General features: G+C 37.7%; 21 protein-coding genes. 7 read left to right on the plus strand and 14 right to left on the minus strand.

The window, feature by feature from the left end:
- Nucleotides 1-250 precede the first annotated feature (250 nt).
- From I9192_RS14180 to I9192_RS14225, 10 genes are all read right to left on the minus strand, one after another.
- Nucleotides 251-490, minus strand: a complete 240-nt coding sequence (locus tag I9192_RS14180) for a hypothetical protein (RefSeq protein ID WP_005032456.1) — start codon at nt 488-490, stop codon at nt 251-253.
- 201 nt (nt 491-691) lie between these two features.
- Entirely contained in the window at nt 692-1591 is a 900-nt protein-coding gene (locus I9192_RS14185) for an NAD(P)-dependent oxidoreductase (RefSeq protein WP_005032458.1), read from the minus strand.
- Nucleotides 1592-1607: 16 nt separating this feature from the next.
- Nucleotides 1608-2966 carry a pyrimidine utilization transport protein G gene (gene rutG / locus I9192_RS14190; protein ID WP_005032460.1) on the minus strand — a complete coding sequence of 453 codons (1359 nt, stop codon included), beginning with the start codon at nt 2964-2966 and terminating at the stop codon, nt 1608-1610.
- Between the two features lie 24 nt (nt 2967-2990).
- The gene (rutF, locus tag I9192_RS14195; protein WP_005032462.1) at nt 2991-3557 is read right to left on the minus strand and encodes an NADH-dependent FMN reductase RutF; all 567 of its coding nucleotides are present in this window, start codon (nt 3555-3557) and stop codon (nt 2991-2993) included.
- A 94-nt stretch (nt 3558-3651) separates the two neighbouring features.
- Entirely contained in the window at nt 3652-4035 is a 384-nt protein-coding gene (rutC, locus tag I9192_RS14200) for a pyrimidine utilization protein C (RefSeq protein WP_005032464.1), read from the minus strand.
- A gap of 87 nt (nt 4036-4122) precedes the next feature.
- Nucleotides 4123-4893 carry a pyrimidine utilization protein B gene (gene rutB / locus I9192_RS14205; protein WP_171066824.1) on the minus strand — a complete coding sequence of 257 codons (771 nt, stop codon included), beginning with the start codon at nt 4891-4893 and terminating at the stop codon, nt 4123-4125.
- A gap of 5 nt (nt 4894-4898) precedes the next feature.
- Complete coding sequence (gene rutA, locus I9192_RS14210; RefSeq protein ID WP_005032466.1) at nt 4899-6014, minus strand: pyrimidine utilization protein A; 1116 nt, start codon at nt 6012-6014, stop codon at nt 4899-4901.
- Between the two features lie 329 nt (nt 6015-6343).
- Complete coding sequence (locus I9192_RS14215) at nt 6344-6931, minus strand: malonic semialdehyde reductase (protein ID WP_005032470.1); 588 nt, start codon at nt 6929-6931, stop codon at nt 6344-6346.
- Between the two features lie 5 nt (nt 6932-6936).
- On the minus strand, nt 6937-7728 hold the full coding sequence (rutD, locus tag I9192_RS14220; RefSeq protein ID WP_004828947.1) for a pyrimidine utilization protein D: 792 nt from the start codon (nt 7726-7728) through the stop codon (nt 6937-6939).
- 275 nt (nt 7729-8003) lie between these two features.
- Nucleotides 8004-8615 carry a LexA family protein gene (locus tag I9192_RS14225; RefSeq protein WP_004828948.1) on the minus strand — a complete coding sequence of 204 codons (612 nt, stop codon included), beginning with the start codon at nt 8613-8615 and terminating at the stop codon, nt 8004-8006.
- Nucleotides 8616-8892: 277 nt separating this feature from the next.
- Here I9192_RS14225 and I9192_RS14230 point away from each other — a divergent pair, with 277 nt between their 5' ends.
- The 6 genes from I9192_RS14230 to I9192_RS14255 all read left to right on the plus strand — a co-directional run bounded on the left by I9192_RS14230 (nt 8893) and on the right by I9192_RS14255 (nt 14034).
- The gene (locus tag I9192_RS14230; protein ID WP_004828949.1) at nt 8893-9126 is read left to right on the plus strand and encodes a hypothetical protein; all 234 of its coding nucleotides are present in this window, start codon (nt 8893-8895) and stop codon (nt 9124-9126) included.
- Between the two features lie 764 nt (nt 9127-9890).
- Nucleotides 9891-10835 carry an ABC transporter permease gene (locus I9192_RS14235; RefSeq protein WP_005032473.1) on the plus strand — a complete coding sequence of 315 codons (945 nt, stop codon included), beginning with the start codon at nt 9891-9893 and terminating at the stop codon, nt 10833-10835.
- Complete coding sequence (locus I9192_RS14240) at nt 10835-11716, plus strand: ABC transporter ATP-binding protein (RefSeq protein WP_005032475.1); 882 nt, start codon at nt 10835-10837, stop codon at nt 11714-11716. The genes I9192_RS14235 and I9192_RS14240 overlap by 1 nt, the downstream gene beginning before the upstream one ends.
- Before the next feature lie 80 nt (nt 11717-11796).
- Entirely contained in the window at nt 11797-12801 is a 1005-nt protein-coding gene (locus I9192_RS14245; RefSeq protein ID WP_005032478.1) for an isopenicillin N synthase family dioxygenase, read from the plus strand.
- A complete protein-coding gene (locus tag I9192_RS14250; RefSeq protein WP_005032480.1) occupies nt 12798-13685 on the plus strand; it encodes a hypothetical protein in 888 nt (295 codons plus the stop codon). Before I9192_RS14245 ends, I9192_RS14250 begins: the two co-directional genes overlap by 4 nt.
- A gap of 16 nt (nt 13686-13701) precedes the next feature.
- Nucleotides 13702-14034 carry a DMT family transporter gene (locus I9192_RS14255; protein ID WP_005032482.1) on the plus strand — a complete coding sequence of 111 codons (333 nt, stop codon included), beginning with the start codon at nt 13702-13704 and terminating at the stop codon, nt 14032-14034.
- Between the two features lie 780 nt (nt 14035-14814).
- On the opposite strand, the gene I9192_RS14260 is transcribed toward I9192_RS14255, so the two are convergent.
- The 4 genes from I9192_RS14260 to I9192_RS14275 all read right to left on the minus strand — a co-directional run bounded on the left by I9192_RS14260 (nt 14815) and on the right by I9192_RS14275 (nt 18863).
- Complete coding sequence (locus I9192_RS14260; protein WP_005032484.1) at nt 14815-15837, minus strand: ABC transporter substrate-binding protein; 1023 nt, start codon at nt 15835-15837, stop codon at nt 14815-14817.
- The gene (gene atzF / locus I9192_RS14265; RefSeq protein WP_171067101.1) at nt 15834-17648 is read right to left on the minus strand and encodes an allophanate hydrolase; all 1815 of its coding nucleotides are present in this window, start codon (nt 17646-17648) and stop codon (nt 15834-15836) included. The genes I9192_RS14260 and atzF overlap by 4 nt, the downstream gene beginning before the upstream one ends.
- Before the next feature lie 9 nt (nt 17649-17657).
- Nucleotides 17658-18092, minus strand: a complete 435-nt coding sequence (locus I9192_RS14270) for a CopG family ribbon-helix-helix protein (protein ID WP_005032489.1) — start codon at nt 18090-18092, stop codon at nt 17658-17660.
- A 411-nt stretch (nt 18093-18503) separates the two neighbouring features.
- A complete protein-coding gene (locus tag I9192_RS14275) occupies nt 18504-18863 on the minus strand; it encodes a winged helix-turn-helix transcriptional regulator (protein WP_005032494.1) in 360 nt (119 codons plus the stop codon).
- Nucleotides 18864-18957: 94 nt separating this feature from the next.
- Here I9192_RS14275 and I9192_RS14280 point away from each other — a divergent pair, with 94 nt between their 5' ends.
- The gene (locus I9192_RS14280; protein ID WP_005032496.1) at nt 18958-19494 is read left to right on the plus strand and encodes an NAD(P)H-dependent oxidoreductase; all 537 of its coding nucleotides are present in this window, start codon (nt 18958-18960) and stop codon (nt 19492-19494) included.
- The last annotated feature ends 9 nt before the right edge of the window (nt 19495-19503 follow it).

The following is a 19503-nucleotide window of genomic DNA, read 5'->3' on the forward strand; positions in this document are numbered from 1 at the left end:
AGTTTTAATTCGTGAATGACGCGCCCATGCATAATATTGCTTATTTTAAACGTAAAAAATCCAAACCAATATTGACCTATTGATTTGGATTTAAAATTATCAATTATCATATTTTATTGTTATTTATTTTTCTTTTTCACTTATTGTTATTCAGCCGTATTCTTATTATTATTTTTTTCAAAAAAAGTAAAAAAACGATTATTGTTTTATCTTATTCTTATTCATGTCTTATTGTTTTTATAAAACTTAACTAGACACTAAGTTGGTAGAGTAATTTTTTACCTTTAAAAGTCAAATCCTTAATAAAAACAATGTTTTTATTATCTAAATATGAAATAGCATCATCAATTTCAATATAATTTTCTTCAATCAACCATGTAATATCAAGTTCATTTAAATCAACCATTCCTACCAAAGAAATGGCTCGATTTTTATTATGTTGATTTTGAATATTCTTTAAAACTTCGCGTACTTTAATTAAATCATTCATATTTTAAATCTCATCGTGCTTACAGGTTCTATTATATAAATTGGGAAAACTATTACTAGATACAAAAATGCCCTGTGCGACAAAAATTGTCGCACAGGGCATTCAATATAAAGATCAACATTTTTGAGATATTTCTATTGCTAGAATAGCAATAAGATAAATTAAATATTATTTAAATTTCAAATATTTAAAACCAAGTCATTAAAACCGTAATTTGTAGCCTGTGTCTTGCTCCAAACGTTGTATTGCTGCTGAAAAGTCCATGGATGCTGCATCTGTTGTTTTAATCAGATCATAGCAAGCATGGGTTGTTTGCAATACTTGAAGTTCGAGCTGGCTACGACGCATTAAATCTATAGCAATCCCCATATCTTTTTGAAGCAGGTTTAAAGCAAAGCTTCGATCAAATGCACCATTCAAGATTCTCTGTGCAACGATGGTTTCAGACATACCACTTCGCCCACTGGAATGATTGATACAGTTAAGCGCCGCTGCTAAATCCACTTGTTGGGCTTTTAAAATACTTAGCCCTTCGGCGGCTGCCCAAAGATTCACAGCCATTAAACTATTGTTAACAGCTTTTACTGCAAAACCAGAACCACTTTCTCCCACATATTCAATGAGATCAGCAAAGGCTTGAATAAATGGCTTTGCACGTAGACAGGCATCATAATGACCTGCCAACATCACGGTCAGAGTGCCATTTTCTGCTCCGATGGTTTGTCCTGAAACAGGTGCATCCAAATAATCAATATTTAACTTTTTTAGCTTTTCTGCCAATCGACACGCTGAACTGGGAATACCACTGGTACAATCCACCCAAATACTTCCAGCTTTTAAGCTGACCCTTGCAATCAAGTTTTCAACATCTGCGCTGGTGGGTAAACAAGAAAAAATGATGTCTGCCTGTACTGCTTCTTGTAAATTTACAGCAATTGTTCCAAAGCTTTGCGCATGTTGTTGGGCTTTTTCAAAATTTCGATTCCAGACTTTTACTGTTTTACATACCTTAGGCAGATGGGAAGCCATATGCCATCCCATTGCCCCAAGCCCAATGAATGCGACATGGGGCAACTCACTGTCTTTTGTATTATTGCTCATCACATTCATCTCCGTTTTAAGCACTATGCGTAAATGACTTGATACTTTCATCAGACTCCGTCTGCACTGCACCAGAGGGCTTTTCGCCGCGGTTGAGGAATAAATTTAGAATAATTGCAGTCAAAGTGGCTGTACCGATACCGCCTAAATCAAACGAGCCAATATGCACGCTAAAATTCCCCGCCCCCATGATCAGACTGACAGCAGCAATGATAAGGGTACTATTTTTAGTAAAATCAATTTTGTTATCTATCCAAATTTTTGCGCCTGCCACAGTGATTAAACCAAATACCACAATAGACGCTCCGCCAAGTAAAGCGACTGGAATGGTACTGATGACCGCACCAAATTTAGGTGATAACCCCAATAAGATGGCAAAAATACCAGCAATCACAAATACGGTCGTCGAGTAAATCTTGGTCACCGCCATCACGCCAATATTTTCAGCATAAGTGGTCATTCCTGTGCCACCGACTGATGCTGATAAAGTTGTACAAACACCATCAGCAAAAAATGCGCGCCCCATATAAGGCGATAAATTTCGCCCAGTCATGGCAGAGACCGCTTTAAAATGACCTAAGTTTTCCGCAACGAGAATGATGGCAACAGGTGCTATCAAAAGCATCGCATTGGCATTAAATGTCGGTGCAACAAAATGTGGTAATCCAAACCAAGCAGCGTTATTGATCACGGCAAAATCAATGGCTTTACCTAGTCCCATGACATTGGCAAGAATAAAATACAGGACATAAGCACAGACCAACCCCAGCAAAAGCAAAAGTCGACGCATCATCCCTCGGGTAAATACAGCAATGACACTAATACACACGATTGTGAGAATTGCCATCCAAGTATCAAAAGAATTGGCTGAAACGCTTTTAATGGTGACCGGTGCAAGGTTTAGTCCAATGATCATGACAATTGCCCCAGTAACGATCGGAGGCATCAGTTTTTCTATCCAACCTGTTCCTGTTTTCATCACGATTAAACCGATGGCAGCGTAAACCAAACCACAGGCAATAGTTCCTCCCAAAGCCACTGCGATATTGGGATTTGTTCCAACACCTGCGTAACCTGTTGCTGCTGCTACAGCACCAATAAATGCAAAACTCGACCCGAGATAACTCGGCATTCTTCCACCAGTCATGAGGAAAAATAAAATTGTGCCAATCCCTGTAATGAATATGGTTAAGTTCGGATCAAAACCCATCAATAAAGGTGCTAAAACAGTTGCACCAAACATTGCAAAAGCATGTTGTAAGCCCAGTACGATGCTTTTTCCTGCTGGTAAATACTCGTCAATCTGCACAGGTGTTTGGTCTAAATTTCCTGTATAAGGTTTAAATGAAGCAAACCACGGTTCTTTTGTCGCCATTTTTTAATTCCCCATATTTAAAAATCAACATACGTTTTGAGGTTCACAATAGTTACGTTTAAAATAGAGAAGCGCATTTAAGTCTGGATTGTGTCTTATTGCTTTGACTTGGCAAAACAGCACATCATGGCTTCCTACGGATTGACTCGAAACAACTTCACAATCAAACGAAATCAATGCACTCTCCAACACGGGTGAGCCAGTGATCAGCTCACTCCAGTTGGCTTGTGCAAATCTTTCTTGCATGGGTGTTTTTCCCCCAAATAAATTAGATAAATCTGCCTGATTTGACCCTAATGTGTTGACACATAAAACTTTATTTTCTGAAAATGTGCTGTAAACAGAAGAAGATCGATTTAAACAAACCAATAAAGTGGGTGGTGTATCAGTCACACTACATACTGCGGAAGCTGTAAAACCTGCTTGCCCTGCCTTGCCTTTAGTGGTGATTACATTGACTGCCGCACCTAAATTAGACATCCCCTGTCTGAATAAGGTTTGATCGACTTCTAAATGAACGTTGGCTTCATTGGCTTGAGTGAATTCAATTATTTCACCTACGACTGTGTTGGTTGGTTTGATCATTTGCATCATGGCTCTCCCACCCCGATGCGCAAATGCTCAAAGGGGTTAAAAATATCGTTGAAAAATTAAATTCAGGTGATTAATAAAATTGAACGAAGGCTTATCCCACATGTGCAACAGATGCAATTTCAACGAGAGCATCGGGTTTGACTAACCCCACCTGAACACAGTAGCGTGCGGGTTTATCATTAGGAAAATATTCAGCATAAACTGTATTCACCGCAGCATAATCTGCCCAATCTCTGACAAAGATTGAATTAAACGTGACGTCATCCATCGTTCCACCCGCTGTTTCTATCACTCTTTTGATGGTTTCTAGAATATGCCGAGTTTGTCCCGCAGCATCGCCGACATAAACCACATCATTATTTTCATCAAATGCCAAAGTGCCTGAAACATAAACGATATTGTCTGCTTTAGTTGCAGGAACATAAGGGGCGAGTGGTTTAGAAGTTCCTGCTGGGATTACAACTTGTTTAGACATTTAAAATTCCTTATTTTACAAAGTCCATCTCCGCCATAAACTGAATCATTAACAGGTGGCAAAAATGAATAAATCATTAAAAAATACTTAGGCAGATTGACTTAAAACCACTGTAGTTTCTTGAGGTGATTGAAAAGTTTCTACAAATGCAGCGGTATTTGACACCCATCCAAAAAAAGTTTTAATGTTATATAAAGCTGCGACTTGAGCTTCTTCTGGACCTGCCTGATAACAAGCATCTTCTAGCGCGATGCCAAAATATTCCAAAAAGAAACCATCCCTCAAGGTTGACTCGACACAAACGTTGGTGGCGATGCCGACAAAAACCAGATTTCGTATACCACGAGCACGTAACATGCTATCTAAAGCAGTATTAAAGAAGCCGCTATAACGAGGTTTTTCAATAACAATATCTTGAGCTTTAGGTTTTAACTCATCGATTAATGCAAAATCCCAGCCACCTTTTGCCAATAATTTGCCTGCCAACTCTGGTTTTTTACGCATGGTTTTTAATGCATTGGATTTATGAAAATTCGGTGAACCTAAACCACCTGCCTCTTGATATTGATCATCCCAACCATTTTGAAAATAGATCACTTGGATACCCGCAGTATGTGCAGCATTAACCGCTTTTTTTATATTTGCGACCACAGGTTGAGTTTTTGAAACATCAAAGCCTGCCAGATCTAAGTAACCACCGAGCGAGGTATAAGCATTTTGCATATCAATCACAATAAGTGCTGTATGCTCAGGTGCCAGTTGAATAGATTCAGGTTCAGCCTTTAAAAGTTTTCCCGTACCTGCTTGAGAGGTAAAATCAGCACAAACAATGTTCGATAGAGCTTGGTTTTTTTCCATCATATTCATGCGCTTTTCTCCAAAATGGTTTGGCTAGGTTCTTGATAACTTGCAACAACAGCTTCACGACTTTTCATCAAGGGTTGAATACGCTGACCAAAATCCTCCACACCTTGTACAAAATCATCAAAAGTTAATAAAATCCCTTCCGTTCCATCTATTTCAGCAATTTCATCCAGCATCTTGGCAACATTGTCATACGCCCCCACGATCGTACCCATATTGATATTGACAGGAGATACGCTAGACGCCATTTGACGAATATTGGTATCTGTGCCAGATGTTTGATCTTTACCCCCTTGATTCATCAGCCAGTTAATTGCTTCTACATCTGCACCTGCGTTGTAATTTTTCCATTTATCCATTGCTTCTTGATCTGTTTCAGCTGCTATCACCATAAACAGCACATAAGTTTGAACCTCACGCCCGGTTCGATCTGTATGTACTTTTAAGCGATCATTGATTTCAGCATAGGCAGTTGGTGTATTTAGCCCTTTTCCAAAAACAAAGTTATAGTCTGCATATTGTGCAGAGAACGCCAGACCTGTCTCAGACTGCCCTGCACAGATAATTTTCATGTCCGCTTGCGGTGTTGGCTTGACTTGGCAATCGTCCATTTGGAAAAACTCACCTTTAAAATCTGATTTTCCTGTTGCCCATAACTCACGTAAAATTTCGACATATTCCGACAAATAATCATAACGCTTGGCAAAATAATCATTCCCAGGCCACATGCCCATTTGTGTATATTCAGGTGGTTGCCATCCCGTAACAACGTTTAAACCGAATCTTCCATTAGAAATTGAGTCAATGGTTGAAGCCATTCGTGCCACAATTGCTGGAGGCATCACCAACGTTGCTGCCGTAGCAAAAATTTTAATTTTACTGGTCACAGCCGCAAGACCTGCCATTAATGTAAAAGTTTCTAAGTTATAATCCCAAAATTCAGTTTTACCGCCAAAACCGCGGAGTTTAATCATAGAAAGTGCAAAATCAAAACCATAATATTCAGCGCGTTGTACAATCTGTTTATTCAACTCAAATGTTGGTTTATATTGCGGAGCATTTTCTGAAAGCAACCAGCCATTGTTTCCAATCGGACAAAATACACCTATTTTCATCTTTAAACCTCACTGCATAAAAAATATTCTAAACAAAACTACTTCGTCATAAACTCAAATTTAGACGCTTTGATATTTTTAATAATGCATAGGGCGTGCCACTAAATTTATCCTATTGTTTATTATATTTAATTTTTTATATTCAATTTTTATTTTACCTTTTGGTAAAAAATAGTTTTATATTATGGAAACACCAATAAACTAAAATGGTGCAAAATGCGCCGAATTAGATCATTTCTAAAACTTCTCAATTAAATACTTACATCAAATAAAAAACCGCATCAAAAATAGATACGGTTTAATTTAATTCTTTCTTATTTAAATATTATTTATAATATTTTACATGCTTCCAAAAAATCTAACCTAGGTAGTCTTGAATATATTTTTGTATGATCTCCATATCCAATATTAATGATCATATTAATTTGATAATCCGTGTTCTTAAAGAAAATATCATTTACTTTTTGAGGATTAAAGCCAGACATTGGTCCCGTATCTAGCCCTAAACTCCGACAAGCTAAAATCAAATAAGCAGCCTGCATTGAACTATTACGAAACGCTGTTTCTTGTGTCAGTTCAGGGCTTGACGTAAACCAAGACTTCGCATCAGCATGCGGAAATAATTTACCAAATTGATCATAGAACTTTTGATCTGTGGCGACTAATACGGTCAAAGGCGCCGACATGGTTTTCTCAATATTTCCTATAGACAACGCAGGTTTAAGCTGGGCTTTTGACTCAGCCGTCGTTAAAAATACAAATCGTGCAGGACAACAATTGGCTGATGTCGGTCCCATTTTAACCAAGTCATAGATTTTGTGAATTTGTTCAGTTGAGATTTGCTGATCTAACCAGCCATTATGTGTTCTGGCTTGATGAAACAATTGATCTAAATCTATATTTTCTTGCTTACTCATCGCGCTTATCCTTTTAAGTTTTTAATCAACAAATGATTGAGTGTTTTACTGTCAGTGATTGTTGAAGCATGTGCACCATAGTCCAATACAGTTAAGTCCCCATGCCCTAATGCTGCTTGAAGATCATGACTTTTTTGATAAGGCACCAGAAAATCATCTTTATTGGCAATGTAATACAACTCTGTATTCAATAAAGCATTTCGATGAATGGGTAAAATTTCAAATTTCATCAGTGCTTTCAATCGTGCCATTACATTGTGCGATGGAGGAAAGTCTTGTAGTCCTATATTCTCTATCTGTTGTATTTCTTGGTGATTTTTTGAAATAAAAGCAGAAGGATAAAGAAACAAAGCCTGTGCACGCACATAAGCTTCTGCCCCAGAATCTTTTAATAAAGCGATTCGAGTTTGAAAACATTTTTGTGTGTGGGGATCCAAAGTATCCCAAGCATTGATCATGGTTAAACTCAATAAAGAAATCGAAGTATTTTGTACCAGCACAGCCAGTTCAGCTCCAATCACTGCACCTAAGGCATGCCCAATAAAGTGACATTTATCGATTTTATACTTTTGCAAAATTGCGAGGACTTGTTCAGCCATATTTTGAATGGAATAGTATTGAGGCAAATGGGCTGAATCTGCGTGACAGCCTTCTTGATCATAAACCAAGACATGAAAATATTGCGTTAGCGGCTCAATCTGCGGTTGCCAGAATGTTGCATGTCCACCTAAACCTGAAGACAAAATGACGAATTCGGCATCTTGTCCGTTGCTACAAGGAAAAATCTTCTCTTTCATTTTTTACCATTCGATAAATTAATTAAGCGAACAACAGCAAGAAATATGCCGAATTAATATTTTTTAAATTTTGGTATTTATGAATTTTGAGCATGCTTGCTTGAAGCGAGCATGTTTATAAACAGCTAATTCAGCTAAAGGCAGGTTTTTAATGTAGTGGATATATCAACTCATTTTTTTCATGTAATGCATTCACTTTACTTAAAATTCGATCAAAAAAAGCAACACGAATGTTGCTAGCTTGAGTAATTAGAGACAATTAAAAAAGAAGCTAATCAACGCATACGCTTTAAGTTATAGGTGACGACACCCCAAATTTCAAACTCTTGCCCTTCTTCAATATAAATATTCTTAAATTCAGGGTTTTCTGCTTTTAACCAAACTTTAGGTGGATCAAAATGCTTATCAATCATTAAGCGCTTCACGGTAAAATCATTGTCAATACGCGCAATCACAATATCACCAGACTTTGCCGTGATACTACGATCGACGATCAACGGGTCTTCAATATCTATCCCCACATCCAACATTGAAAGAGAATTGGCTTTAACAATAAAAGTCGAACTTTCATTTCGAATCAGATATTCATTCATATCCAAAGATTGTTCAATCGTGTCCTGAACAGAAAACGGCACACCTGCTGCAACTCGTTCGGTCGCTAAAGGAATTTGATAAATCTTATCGTTTTTTGCTTGAACTGTTTGGATATTCATAGTCGAGCTAAAATCACTTAGCTGCGCGTTGCTGAAATTTTTCAGTAACCAATTTTTGATAAAATCAACTTGGGATTCAGGCACACGGATTACTTTGGTAGGCTCACTGAATTGTGCTTTTCGTCCAGCATTGGCTCTCGCACCTCCATGTTCAAATTCTACTTTTTTAGTCATTTTTTATCCTGTATGCTACATAAAAACCAGTAAAATCAATATACCTTGAAAAAGTTACAAATTCAAGTTGACGGCAAGTTTTTTTTGAATAACAATAACCCTATCGATCAGTTTTGATACATTTCTTTGAACAAGGATGTCAAAGACAATCAATATACTTATCATAAATCAATAATTTACAATATAAGCTCAATGTTATTTTATTGATTTTTTTGAACAAGTTCTCTGGTCTTCGTTATGCACTTATTTGATTGATTTTCTATGTGGAGACATAAAAATGGCTACTCAACGTGATGCAATTCTTGGTTATGCTGATGAACAACATGCGTACTATATTCGTTTAATTGAAGACAATAATGTGCTTGGCAGTCAATATGGTTTATTCTGTGAAAACACCAACAGTGATGATGCTGAAAGTATCATGACTACACTATTTTTAAAGAAATCATTTTGGCTGAACGGTTCTGAATTTAACGATATCGTCAAAGGATTAGAACCGCTTCCATTTTAAATTAAATTTTATCCACCTAAATTGAATATGCTTTGATGTTCAACTTTAGTGAATCATGATCTATATTTTTGTGCAATCAAAATGCCGTTGTATTCAATTGAATAGAACGGCTTCTTTATGGTTCAATTTTAACAACAAGTGTGAATTCAATTCATGAACATCACCCTCAAAGCGCACAACGTTTGTCCTCTTTATTCTTAAATACTCTATCTATAGTCAAACTGTTGAAAAATTCATACAGTAGAATATCATTTCTCTTGATCAATAAAATTAAAGCGATCAATATATTGTTCGATGATATAAGCCTTGCACTGCCACGCTTTAGCTCTAGAGTTTAAATTGTTTTGCGTAGGCGATACTTTACTTTTCAGAGATGAAAAGTAACAAAAATCTTCCGTTGAGCGAGGGGTACATCCTAATACCCCCGCTCAACATGGCGACATCCATGTCGCCTCGTGATAGCAAGACTGTTTATGATTCAAAAGTACAAAATAAATGAATCATCCAAATTACTTGTATGAATAATCAGACGTTTTGACTATATTTCATTCTCAATAATTTCATTCAACACTTTTCGATTATCTTTTTATTTTAAATGCTTTTTAAAAGCATCATGTTTCAAACCTTTCAACTGTTTGAACACATCACTTACTTTTTTATTTACTTCAATCTCATGTCTTTTGACTCATGGCACTCATTTTGCTTAATCAATATTACGTTTTTTAATAATCGTAATACTCAAGCAAAGAATGAGGATGACAAATATGGGTTATGTCGCAAAGGATATGGGTCAAAAGAACAAGCTGATCTTAAGCTTGTGCTCTTTTCTGATCCCTATATGTCTCTGGTGTGCTGTTAGTTATTTACCTTTTATTTGGCATCCCCAAGTGCAAATTACCGATTCAGGAAGTGTTTCATATCTGCAAGTCGGAAGCCGTGTCGATAAAAATGTGTTCTATAGTGAGGCACAAAATACTGTAGATCACCATTCTGCACCACCAGAAGGTATTTTGGTCAATCCAATTTACTTACCAGCTCCACATGAAGTTGCTAAAGCATTGGTGACTGCTTTTACCACGCCACCCGAACAACCTGATACGCCTTGGTTTCATCAAAGTTTGTGGCACAGTATTAAAATTGTTTTTTCAGCTTTTCTGATTTCCTCAATTGTTGGTATCCCACTGGGAATTCTTTGTGGCTTCTCACAAAAAATATCTCTACTCACTGAACCTTTTGTTGAATTCTTTCGCTATTTGCCTGCACCTGCATTCGGTGCCTTGGCTGTAGCGATTTTAGGAATTAATGATGCACCGAAAATTGCAATCATTGTCATTGGTACACTTTTTCAGGAAATTTTGATTATCGCCAACACCACACGCATGGTTGATCAAGGGTTGATTGAAGCGGGTTATACCCTAGGAACCAATAAATTGAAAAGTCTGTTTCATGTCGTTATTCCCGCCGCATTTCCTGATATCTACCGCGATTTAAGAGTGCTACTGGGTTGGGCATGGACCTATTTAATCGTCTCTGAATTGATCGGAACAACCTCTGGTATCACTTGGTTTATCACCCAACAAGCGCGCTATCAAAACTTTGACAATGTGTATGCCGCAATCTTAATTATTGGGGTGATCGGCTTAGTTTGTGATTGGGTGTTGATGAAGTTGGGTGAGCGTATGTTTGCATGGAAAATAGGAGCAAAATAATGAATGATTCAACTTTTAACTCACATGAATATTTTCAAAAGATCTATGCACGTCCTGTCATTTTAGAGACCAAACAACTCAGCCAAGTATTTAAACATGGCAAGTCTGAACGAGTGGTGTTACAACAGCTTGATTTAAAAATCCATAAACGAGAATTTGTTTGTGTGATTGGTCCTTCTGGTTGCGGGAAATCCACCTTAAGCCGTGTGATTGCGGGTTTAGATCCTTATCACAGTGGCGAGGTCTTGGTCGATGGCGAGCGTATTACAGGTCCTAGTCCTGAACGGGGTATGGTGTTCCAAGGCTATACGCTATTTCCTTGGAAAACAGTCAAAGAAAATGTCATGTTTGGTCCACGAATGAAAGGTATCAGTCAAATTTCTGCTGAATCCCATGCACGTGAATGGATTAATATCATTGGTTTAGAAAAATATGAAAATCAATATCCTCATCAGTTATCAGGTGGGATGAAACAACGTGTCGCTATTGCACGTGCTTTGGTCAATGAACCTAAAATTTTATTGATGGATGAACCTTTTGGCGCATTAGACCCTCATACTCGCCAAAAGATGCAAAAACATCTGATGGATTTATGGCAAAACGTAGACATCACGATTATTTTTGTGACCCATGATATGGATGAAGCCATATTGTTGGCTGATCGTATTGTGGCACTTAAAGCCAACCCCGGTGAAATCAAAGAGATCATTGAAGTCGATTTACCTCGTCCACGTTCAACAGACTTAATCAACAGCTCTGCATTCAAACAACTCAGAGCTCGCGTTGATCAGTTAGTGCATGCTCAAGAAGATGAACTTGATCCAGCACTACAAAATTTACCGAAAATTCCACGTATGACACAAATCAGTACGGATAAATAAGCCATAAACGCTTTCTTATCGCATTTGGGACGACCCAAATTGCTTAGTTCTTTGTTGGACGACCAACTTTGGTGATATTCATGACAAATCGCTATGTTTTACCACTTTTGGATATTTCTTTATTGTGTAGCGCTGATCGTAATGAACGCTTGAAAGTCGCACATGCTTTAGATCAAGCCTGTAAAGATGTTGGTTTTCTTTATCTAAAAGGTGAACAATTTAAGCCTGAATTATTTGAAAAACTCCATCAAACGGCGCAACAGTATTTTGCCCAAGATACAGCCTTAAAGATGCAGAATTATATTGGTCTATCGGAGAATCACAGTGGCTATGTGCCCATTGGGGAAGAACGTTTTGTAGAAAATACCTATGACCTCAAAGAAGCTTATGATGTGAATTATGATCACCTCAGTTTGGAAGATCGACGCCCACTGGTAGGTCCAACTCAGTGGCCTGGTGATCCTAGCTTTAAATTGCATGTTTCCAATTATTATCAACATATTAAAAAAATTGGGCAGCAAATTTTTCAAAGTTTTGCCTTAGCATTGGACTTGGATGAGCATTATTTTGATGCACATATTTCAAAAGCACCCAGTCAACTTCGCTTGATACATTATCCATATATTGCGGATATTCAGGATAAAGAAGGTATAGGTGCGCATACGGATTATGAATGTTTTACCTTACTTCTCCCGACTGCACCCGGCTTACAAGTGCTCAATAAAGCTGGACAATGGATAGATGTACCATTGCTTGAAAATACCTTGATTATGAACATTGGCGATATGATGGAGATTTTATCCAATGGACGTTATTTAGCCACCAAACATCGTGTGAAGAAAGTGGCTGAGGAACGTTATTCTTTTCCATTCTTTTTCTCATGTGATTATGACTACATCATTCAGCCATTGTTCAATCCTGAATCTGCTCACTATGCGCCATTAAAAGGTGGGGAGCATTTATTTAATCAAACAGCGCAAACATTTCAATATCTCAAAGATAAAGTCGCACGTGGTGAAATTCAACTTGAAAATGCCAGACCACTTTACTCCTTTGGTTTAAACCAAAACGAGGAGTCACAATGAATCTCATAACACTCTGCACTCAACTCAAAGTATCTGCTACTTCAAAATGCCTACTCCCTGAGTATTTGTTGGGTGCTTTTCGCCGTAAAAGTATTAGCTTTGCCAATGGGCTCACTGACGAAACTACCCTGGTCTATTGGTTTCAGTCTAAATCATTCACCATCGATTTACGTTTAAAAAGCCAAAACACAACACCCGTTTTGGAGCGACAAGGCTGGGTTGGCAATACACTGTGGGATGAGCAACAGCAACTACTTTCTTGGCAAATCACCAGTAATTATCAAAATCATGTTCAATGGCCTGAACCAGCAAAACTCTATGCCATTGGCAATGCCATTTTAGAATTTTCCCCGAGCCATGCTTATGTTGAAGACTGGCGTCAGCAAGCCAAACGTGGGCTTTTTCTGGGTTTACGTTTATTTAAAATTGACAATCTGGATTTAAATACAAGCTACCCTGCGGATGGTGGCTTAATTATTTGTGATCATTTTATTGCCTTTGCACGATCACGCCGTCCTGAGATCCAACAACGTTTAGAAATGGAGAAATCTTTGACCGAAGCCTTTGCTCAGCAAGATTTCACTGTTCAAGATATCCAAGATTACGAAGTATCGGTTAGTTTTGGACAGCAAATGATTGACCTCAGTACTGTGACGGAGCAAGTTGGCACACAAATAGAACTTGATGACTTTACTCAGTTGGATGACAACACATTGGTACAGCAACGCTTAATTCAAGGACAACGTTGCCAGTTATATTTCACCATTGATACTTTTGATCAAGATTTTTGTTTTTCCACAGAGACAGCAACATCAAATGCCAGCCTTGCCTGGTTTGATCAGGAACACAACCACCTTTTCCATCATGCAAAAATAAGTGTCTAGGAAACATATTTTAACCATGTCTTTTATCTATTTAATTATTGCAATTGTGGCAGAAGTCATTGCGACCTCTGCCATGAAAGCTTCAGAAGGATTTAGTCAACTCTTTCCTTCAATCATCACCATCTGTGGCTATGCCGTGGCGATTTATTTCTTATCCCTGACCATGAAAACCATTCCAGTCGGTATTACCTATGCCTTGTGGTCAGGCGCTGGGATTATTTTGGTTTCTTTGGTCGGCTTTTTTTATTATAAACAGCACTTGGATTTAGCCGCTATTCTTGGACTTTCACTGATGATTATTGGGATTTCAATTATTCATCTTTTTTCAAATAGTACAGAACTCACTTAAATACAGTTTATGCCTGAAATTTTGAGGCTACTCATTTGCCTCAATCTTCTTTTTTAATTCCTTTTTGGTCAATTTGGACTCATATAGTCAAACCGCCTGATTATTCATACAAGTGATTTGGATGATTCATTTATTTTGTACTTTTGAATCATAAACAGTATTGCTATCACGAGGCGACATGGATGTCGCCATGTTGAGCGGGGGTATTAGGATGTACCCCTCGCTCAACGGAAGATTTTTGATACTTTTCATCTCTGAAAATAAAGTATCGCCTACGCAAAACAATTTAAACTCTAGAGCTAAAGGGTGGCAGTGCAAGCTTTATATCATCAAACAATATATTGATCGCTTTAATTTTATTGATCAACAGAAATGATATTCTACTGTATGAATTTTTCAACAGATTGACTATATTTAAAAAGATAATACTGAATGAACAGATTTAAATATTGTTATGCTTAATTTGATCTAAACAATTAAAAGCCCAACTGAGTTAGGCGATGATACGGATCAATATGATTAGATGAAGAAAATAACATACCTTCGACTTAATTTGAATGAATTAGCTCAATGTTCGAGATGGTATCTTTTCATCTCTGAAAACTAAGGCATCGTCTGCACTAATTGATCAAAGCTTTTCACAAGATAAGAAGCAGTGAAGCTTCTTATCTAATTATTTAAGTTTCCAGAATGATACTGCTTAGGCTATTGGGTCTTTAGCTAATTCGCGATTGGTCATAAAGATGCCTCTCCAGACCAATCCTATTGGCGCAAATCCCCTTATGGTAACTCTTGTAATAAGGTTGGATAAATCAAACTATCTACATTTTGCTCAGTTTTATAGATGCCATTCTGTACATTGAATTTATTCACATGATAGGACGAGCCATATATCGAATCGAAACCATTACCTTTGCTAAAGACTTTTTTATTGGCTGAAATATCCAGTAAATGTGTACCATTCACCATCGTTTCGTATTGTTTCGGATCGACACCTGAACGATTTGCCATAATTTTGACTGCATCTGCATGTGTAGCCGGATCGTTGATATATTTCACCGTTTTATCCCACACTTGCAGAACTTTTTTCCATTCCTCTTTATGTGCAGTTAAATGACTCATATTGACCGTCAATGTGTCATAGATTAAACCCGGTTTATCTTGCGATGTATAAATGATTTTTGATCCTGCAACGGCTTTTAATGCTTGACTGGCAACAGGCTGCCAAACTGCAATTGCTGAAATATCAGGACTTGAAAACACTTGAGGTAATTGATTGGTCGCAGAATTCACCAATTTGATTTCATTGATGGGAATTTTCTGATCTGACATCGCTGTTGCAAGCAGTAAATGGTCCACCAATCCCTTTTCAACACCAACTGATTTGCCTTTTAAATCCTGAATATGATTAATCCCCTCTTTGGCAATAATGACATCATTTCCAGCAGAATAATCTGTTGCCATAATCATCATGCCTTGCGTACCGCCTGAAGCAGTCACCAAATTATCTCCATTGGTGACAAATACCGCATCCAATTGATTTGCTGAAAAAGCTGAAAGCGATGCTGAGTAATCAAACCATTTAAAATCAACATTTAATCCCGCTTCTTTTAACCACCCCTTTTCAATCGCAACTTGCCATGCAACAAATCCCGGCCAATCACTATAACCAATGGTAATCGGTTGTGCCTTTGCTGTGGTTTGCTTATTTTCTTTGGCTTCTGGCACTTTTGCTGTGTTGTCACAACCCGATATTAAAACTGTAGTTAAAATGGATATAGATAAAAAAGATTTACGAATCATACCGAAACTCCCCCAACGTTCTCACAGTTAAATTTTGTATTTGATAGACTGAGTGATTTGATGTAGGCACGCCAACCACCAAAATGACTGATATCGACAGCCTCTTGAATTGCATAAGCTTCACAAATAAAACCTTTCACCCATGTCCCATCTTCAAGCTGTAGATTGCCAATGCCTAGTGGTGATGGAACTTCTGCGACGATTGCCCCAAAATTCGCCAAAGGAATATCCCAAACTTCAACTTCAATCGAAGTGCCATCAATATCAAATTGCAATCCCGGTTTCGGTGGAACGGTATTTTTCAAAGCAAATAGCTTATAGCTTTTAGCCGTTCGGGTTTTTGCGAGCAATGTCGATTGCCGGGTTGTCAATTGAAAATTCAAAGGCATCGCTGAGAGATGTGCACCGACCACAGCGAGCTTTACCGAGTTTTGTGATTCAATTTCAAGACTTTTTTGATAACGATATGATGACGTGCCAAGAGGAAGTTCTGTGAGTGTTTGCCATTGTTGGGCAAATTTTGCCAAAGCTTGGTCATACCAAGCAGATGCAATAAAAGTCACGCCACTAGGCAGACCATCTGCACGAATGGTATTTGGTAAGGCAATCGCAGATAGATCAGCAAAATTTACAAAGTTGGTATATGCCCCCATATGTGAATTTTTATTGAGTGGATCTGCTTCAACTTCACTGATCCGATAAATCGTCGGTGAAGTCGGTACCATCAATGCATCATAGGCTTGTAATTGAAGATTAATTTTTTGTGCTAATTCAGCCCGTTGATACTCAGCTTTAAATGTATCTGTAGCTTTAAACTGATCTGCTTGCGCAATGATTTCAGCAATCACTGGATGCGCTTGTTGCCGAGAGACTCGCGCTTCGACAGCAACCGTTCGCTCTGCAACCCAAGCGTCATTATAAAGTGCTCTCGCCAAAAGGTTGAAATCCGTAAAATCAATAGATTCAACCTCATATCCAAGTGCCTGAACACGTTCTACTGCAATCTTAAATGCTTTCTCAGATTCAATATCACCATAAAACTCAAGTTGAGCAGGTATCGCAATTTTTCCTTTAGAAAATTGTGTTGCAACATTGGCAGGATGACTACGCGAATAAGCATCTGTTTTATCATTACCTTGCATCAATGTTGCAACCAGCCAAGCATCATCACTGGTCAGTGCAAAAATTGAAATCACATCCAGTGTTCTACACGCAGGCATTAAACCTGTGGTGGAAAACCATCCCTTTGTAGGTTTCAGTCCAACTATATTGTTATGACCTGCTGGAACTCGACCTGAACCTGCTGTGTCTGTACCTAAACTAAAAGGTACAACTCCATTCGCTACAGTCACAGACGACCCAGAACTGGAACCACCACTGATATATTCTGGATTAAAGCTATTTTTTACTGCACCATACGGCGAACGTACTCCGACTAAACCTGTTGCAAATTGGTCAAGATTGGTTTTACCAATAACAATAGCACCTGCTTTTTTTAACTTTGCAACCACCGTTGCATCTGTTGTTGCTAAATATTCAGCTTCTTTACATGCACCTGTTGTATGAAAACCAGCAACATCAATATTGTCTTTGACTGCAAAGGGCACACCATAGAGGGGTAGATCATCGCTATTTTGAGTTTTTAAATACTCAATTTGCATCTGTATTTGTGCTGAAGATGCGATTTCAATCCAAGCATGATCATCATTTTTTATGGTTTTAACATAGTCGATTAAACCATCAATATTGATTTGCTGATTTGCATACGCATTTTTCCAATCTTGGATCGTCCATAAGTCTTGCATGACCATACTCCTAATTTATTCATTTTGTAGAATCGGAGGCATCACTGCATCCATAAGTTCTAAATGCCCTTTAATCACGCCTTTAAGTGCAATAAATTGCTGACTAATTTGCTTGAGCTCTGAGCTTGCACCTTGCATCAACATCACCTGCAAGATTTTTTGCTGATCAAGTTGAATATGTAGTGAGCTGATCACTTGGGTTAAAAACTGTTGTTGTAAATCAATTAGTTGATTTCTAAGTGGCATCTGCCCTGCATCATAAAGAATGGTTAATGTCCCCACCATCACTTCATTGGCTTGAACCTGCTCTGCAATCAAATGTTTGTTGATCATGTCTACAATTGCTTGTGATCGGCTTTCATAGTGTTGATCAACAATTTTCTGATCGAGGGCATTGAGTGTCATTTCAGGTACAGTAATACTGATCCGAGCCAATTTTTGTTTAGGCACAGTGCTATCCTTTTGGTTTATGGACTGAGTGTGTTTGTTTGATATACAGACCAGCGCGTACACTGAATAATTCGACAAAAAATGTTTTGAGCGGATGTACTTTTTTGTCTACTGTTTTTACATGATTCATCGCACCACTCCTATATAAGGGTCTGATGACCATCTGCCATTTGTACACATAGAAGAATAGACATCAGTATTACCAAATTAAATTTTTGTATTACGCCCCTATAGATGCAGAAAATGTGCCAATTTCTAAGCGTGCTTTTACTGCGATTGATCAAAATTTATGACTATTTTGTGGGCAAAAAAATGCCCCATGCGCAGTGATGGGGCGAAAACATTCAAGTCTTTATATTCTTCAATCAGATTTATTTTTAGTCTTATTCCGCAATAGTATTTAATTATTTTTTAATCTAAATCTTCATTAAGCATGCCATGTGCCCAAACAGACAATGATTCTAAAACAGGCTTAAAAGAATGCCCTAAATCGGTCATTTCATAGACTACTTTGATTGGTGCTTTTTCTCCATACACGGTTCTAGAAACCAATCCACTTTGTTCTAATTGCTTAAGTTGCAGGCTGAGTGTCATTTCAGTAATCGTTGGCATCAGTTGTTTGATTTCATTAAAGCGTTTTGCTCCATCTTTGAGATAGTAAAGAATTACACTTTTCCATTTCCCACCGACCAAATCCATTGCCATACTGATATGACATGGATAGATTTTACCATTCATTTTTATTTCACATTTATTTTCAATAGGTTCCATCAATCTCTCTAGGCTATCAACTTTGATAGTTATTGTACGCCATCCATATAAAAAATATAGTGACTATTATTTTTATAGTTACTAGGTACATATTATGGCACTGCTCATTTTGGCGCATCCCTATTACACACGGTCGATTGCAAACAAGACCATTGTCAATCAACTGACAGACAAGTATCCAGATTTAGAAGTTCGAGATATTTTCCAAAGCTACCCTGATTATCAAATTGATGTCGCTGCGGAACAGCAGGCATTACTGCGACATGAAACGGTCATTCTGCAATATCCAATGTTTTGGTTTAATATGCCCGCTATTTTAAAATTATGGTTCGATGAAGTTTTTAGCTATCAATTTGCTTATGGTTCACAAGGAGATAAATTGAAAAATAAAAAAGTTTTGCTGAGTATGACTGTTGGACAGTCAGAAAAAAATTTAATCAATGAACACGAAAATTTAATCGAAAGCTTTTTAAAATCTGTTCATCACTCCATTCAATATAGTCAAATGAATTTAAGTGGCACTTTTTTACTTTTTGATGTGTCACCCTTATCTGGTCACTCAGCGTCTAAAATCAAACGGGAAGCGGTCGAACACGGTGACAAAATTCTTAAGCATTTACTTCATACTTGATAAAAAGGG

Origin of the sequence: Acinetobacter bereziniae, assembly GCF_016576965.1 — a bacterium.
Classification (GTDB): Bacteria; Pseudomonadota; Gammaproteobacteria; order Pseudomonadales; family Moraxellaceae; genus Acinetobacter; species Acinetobacter bereziniae.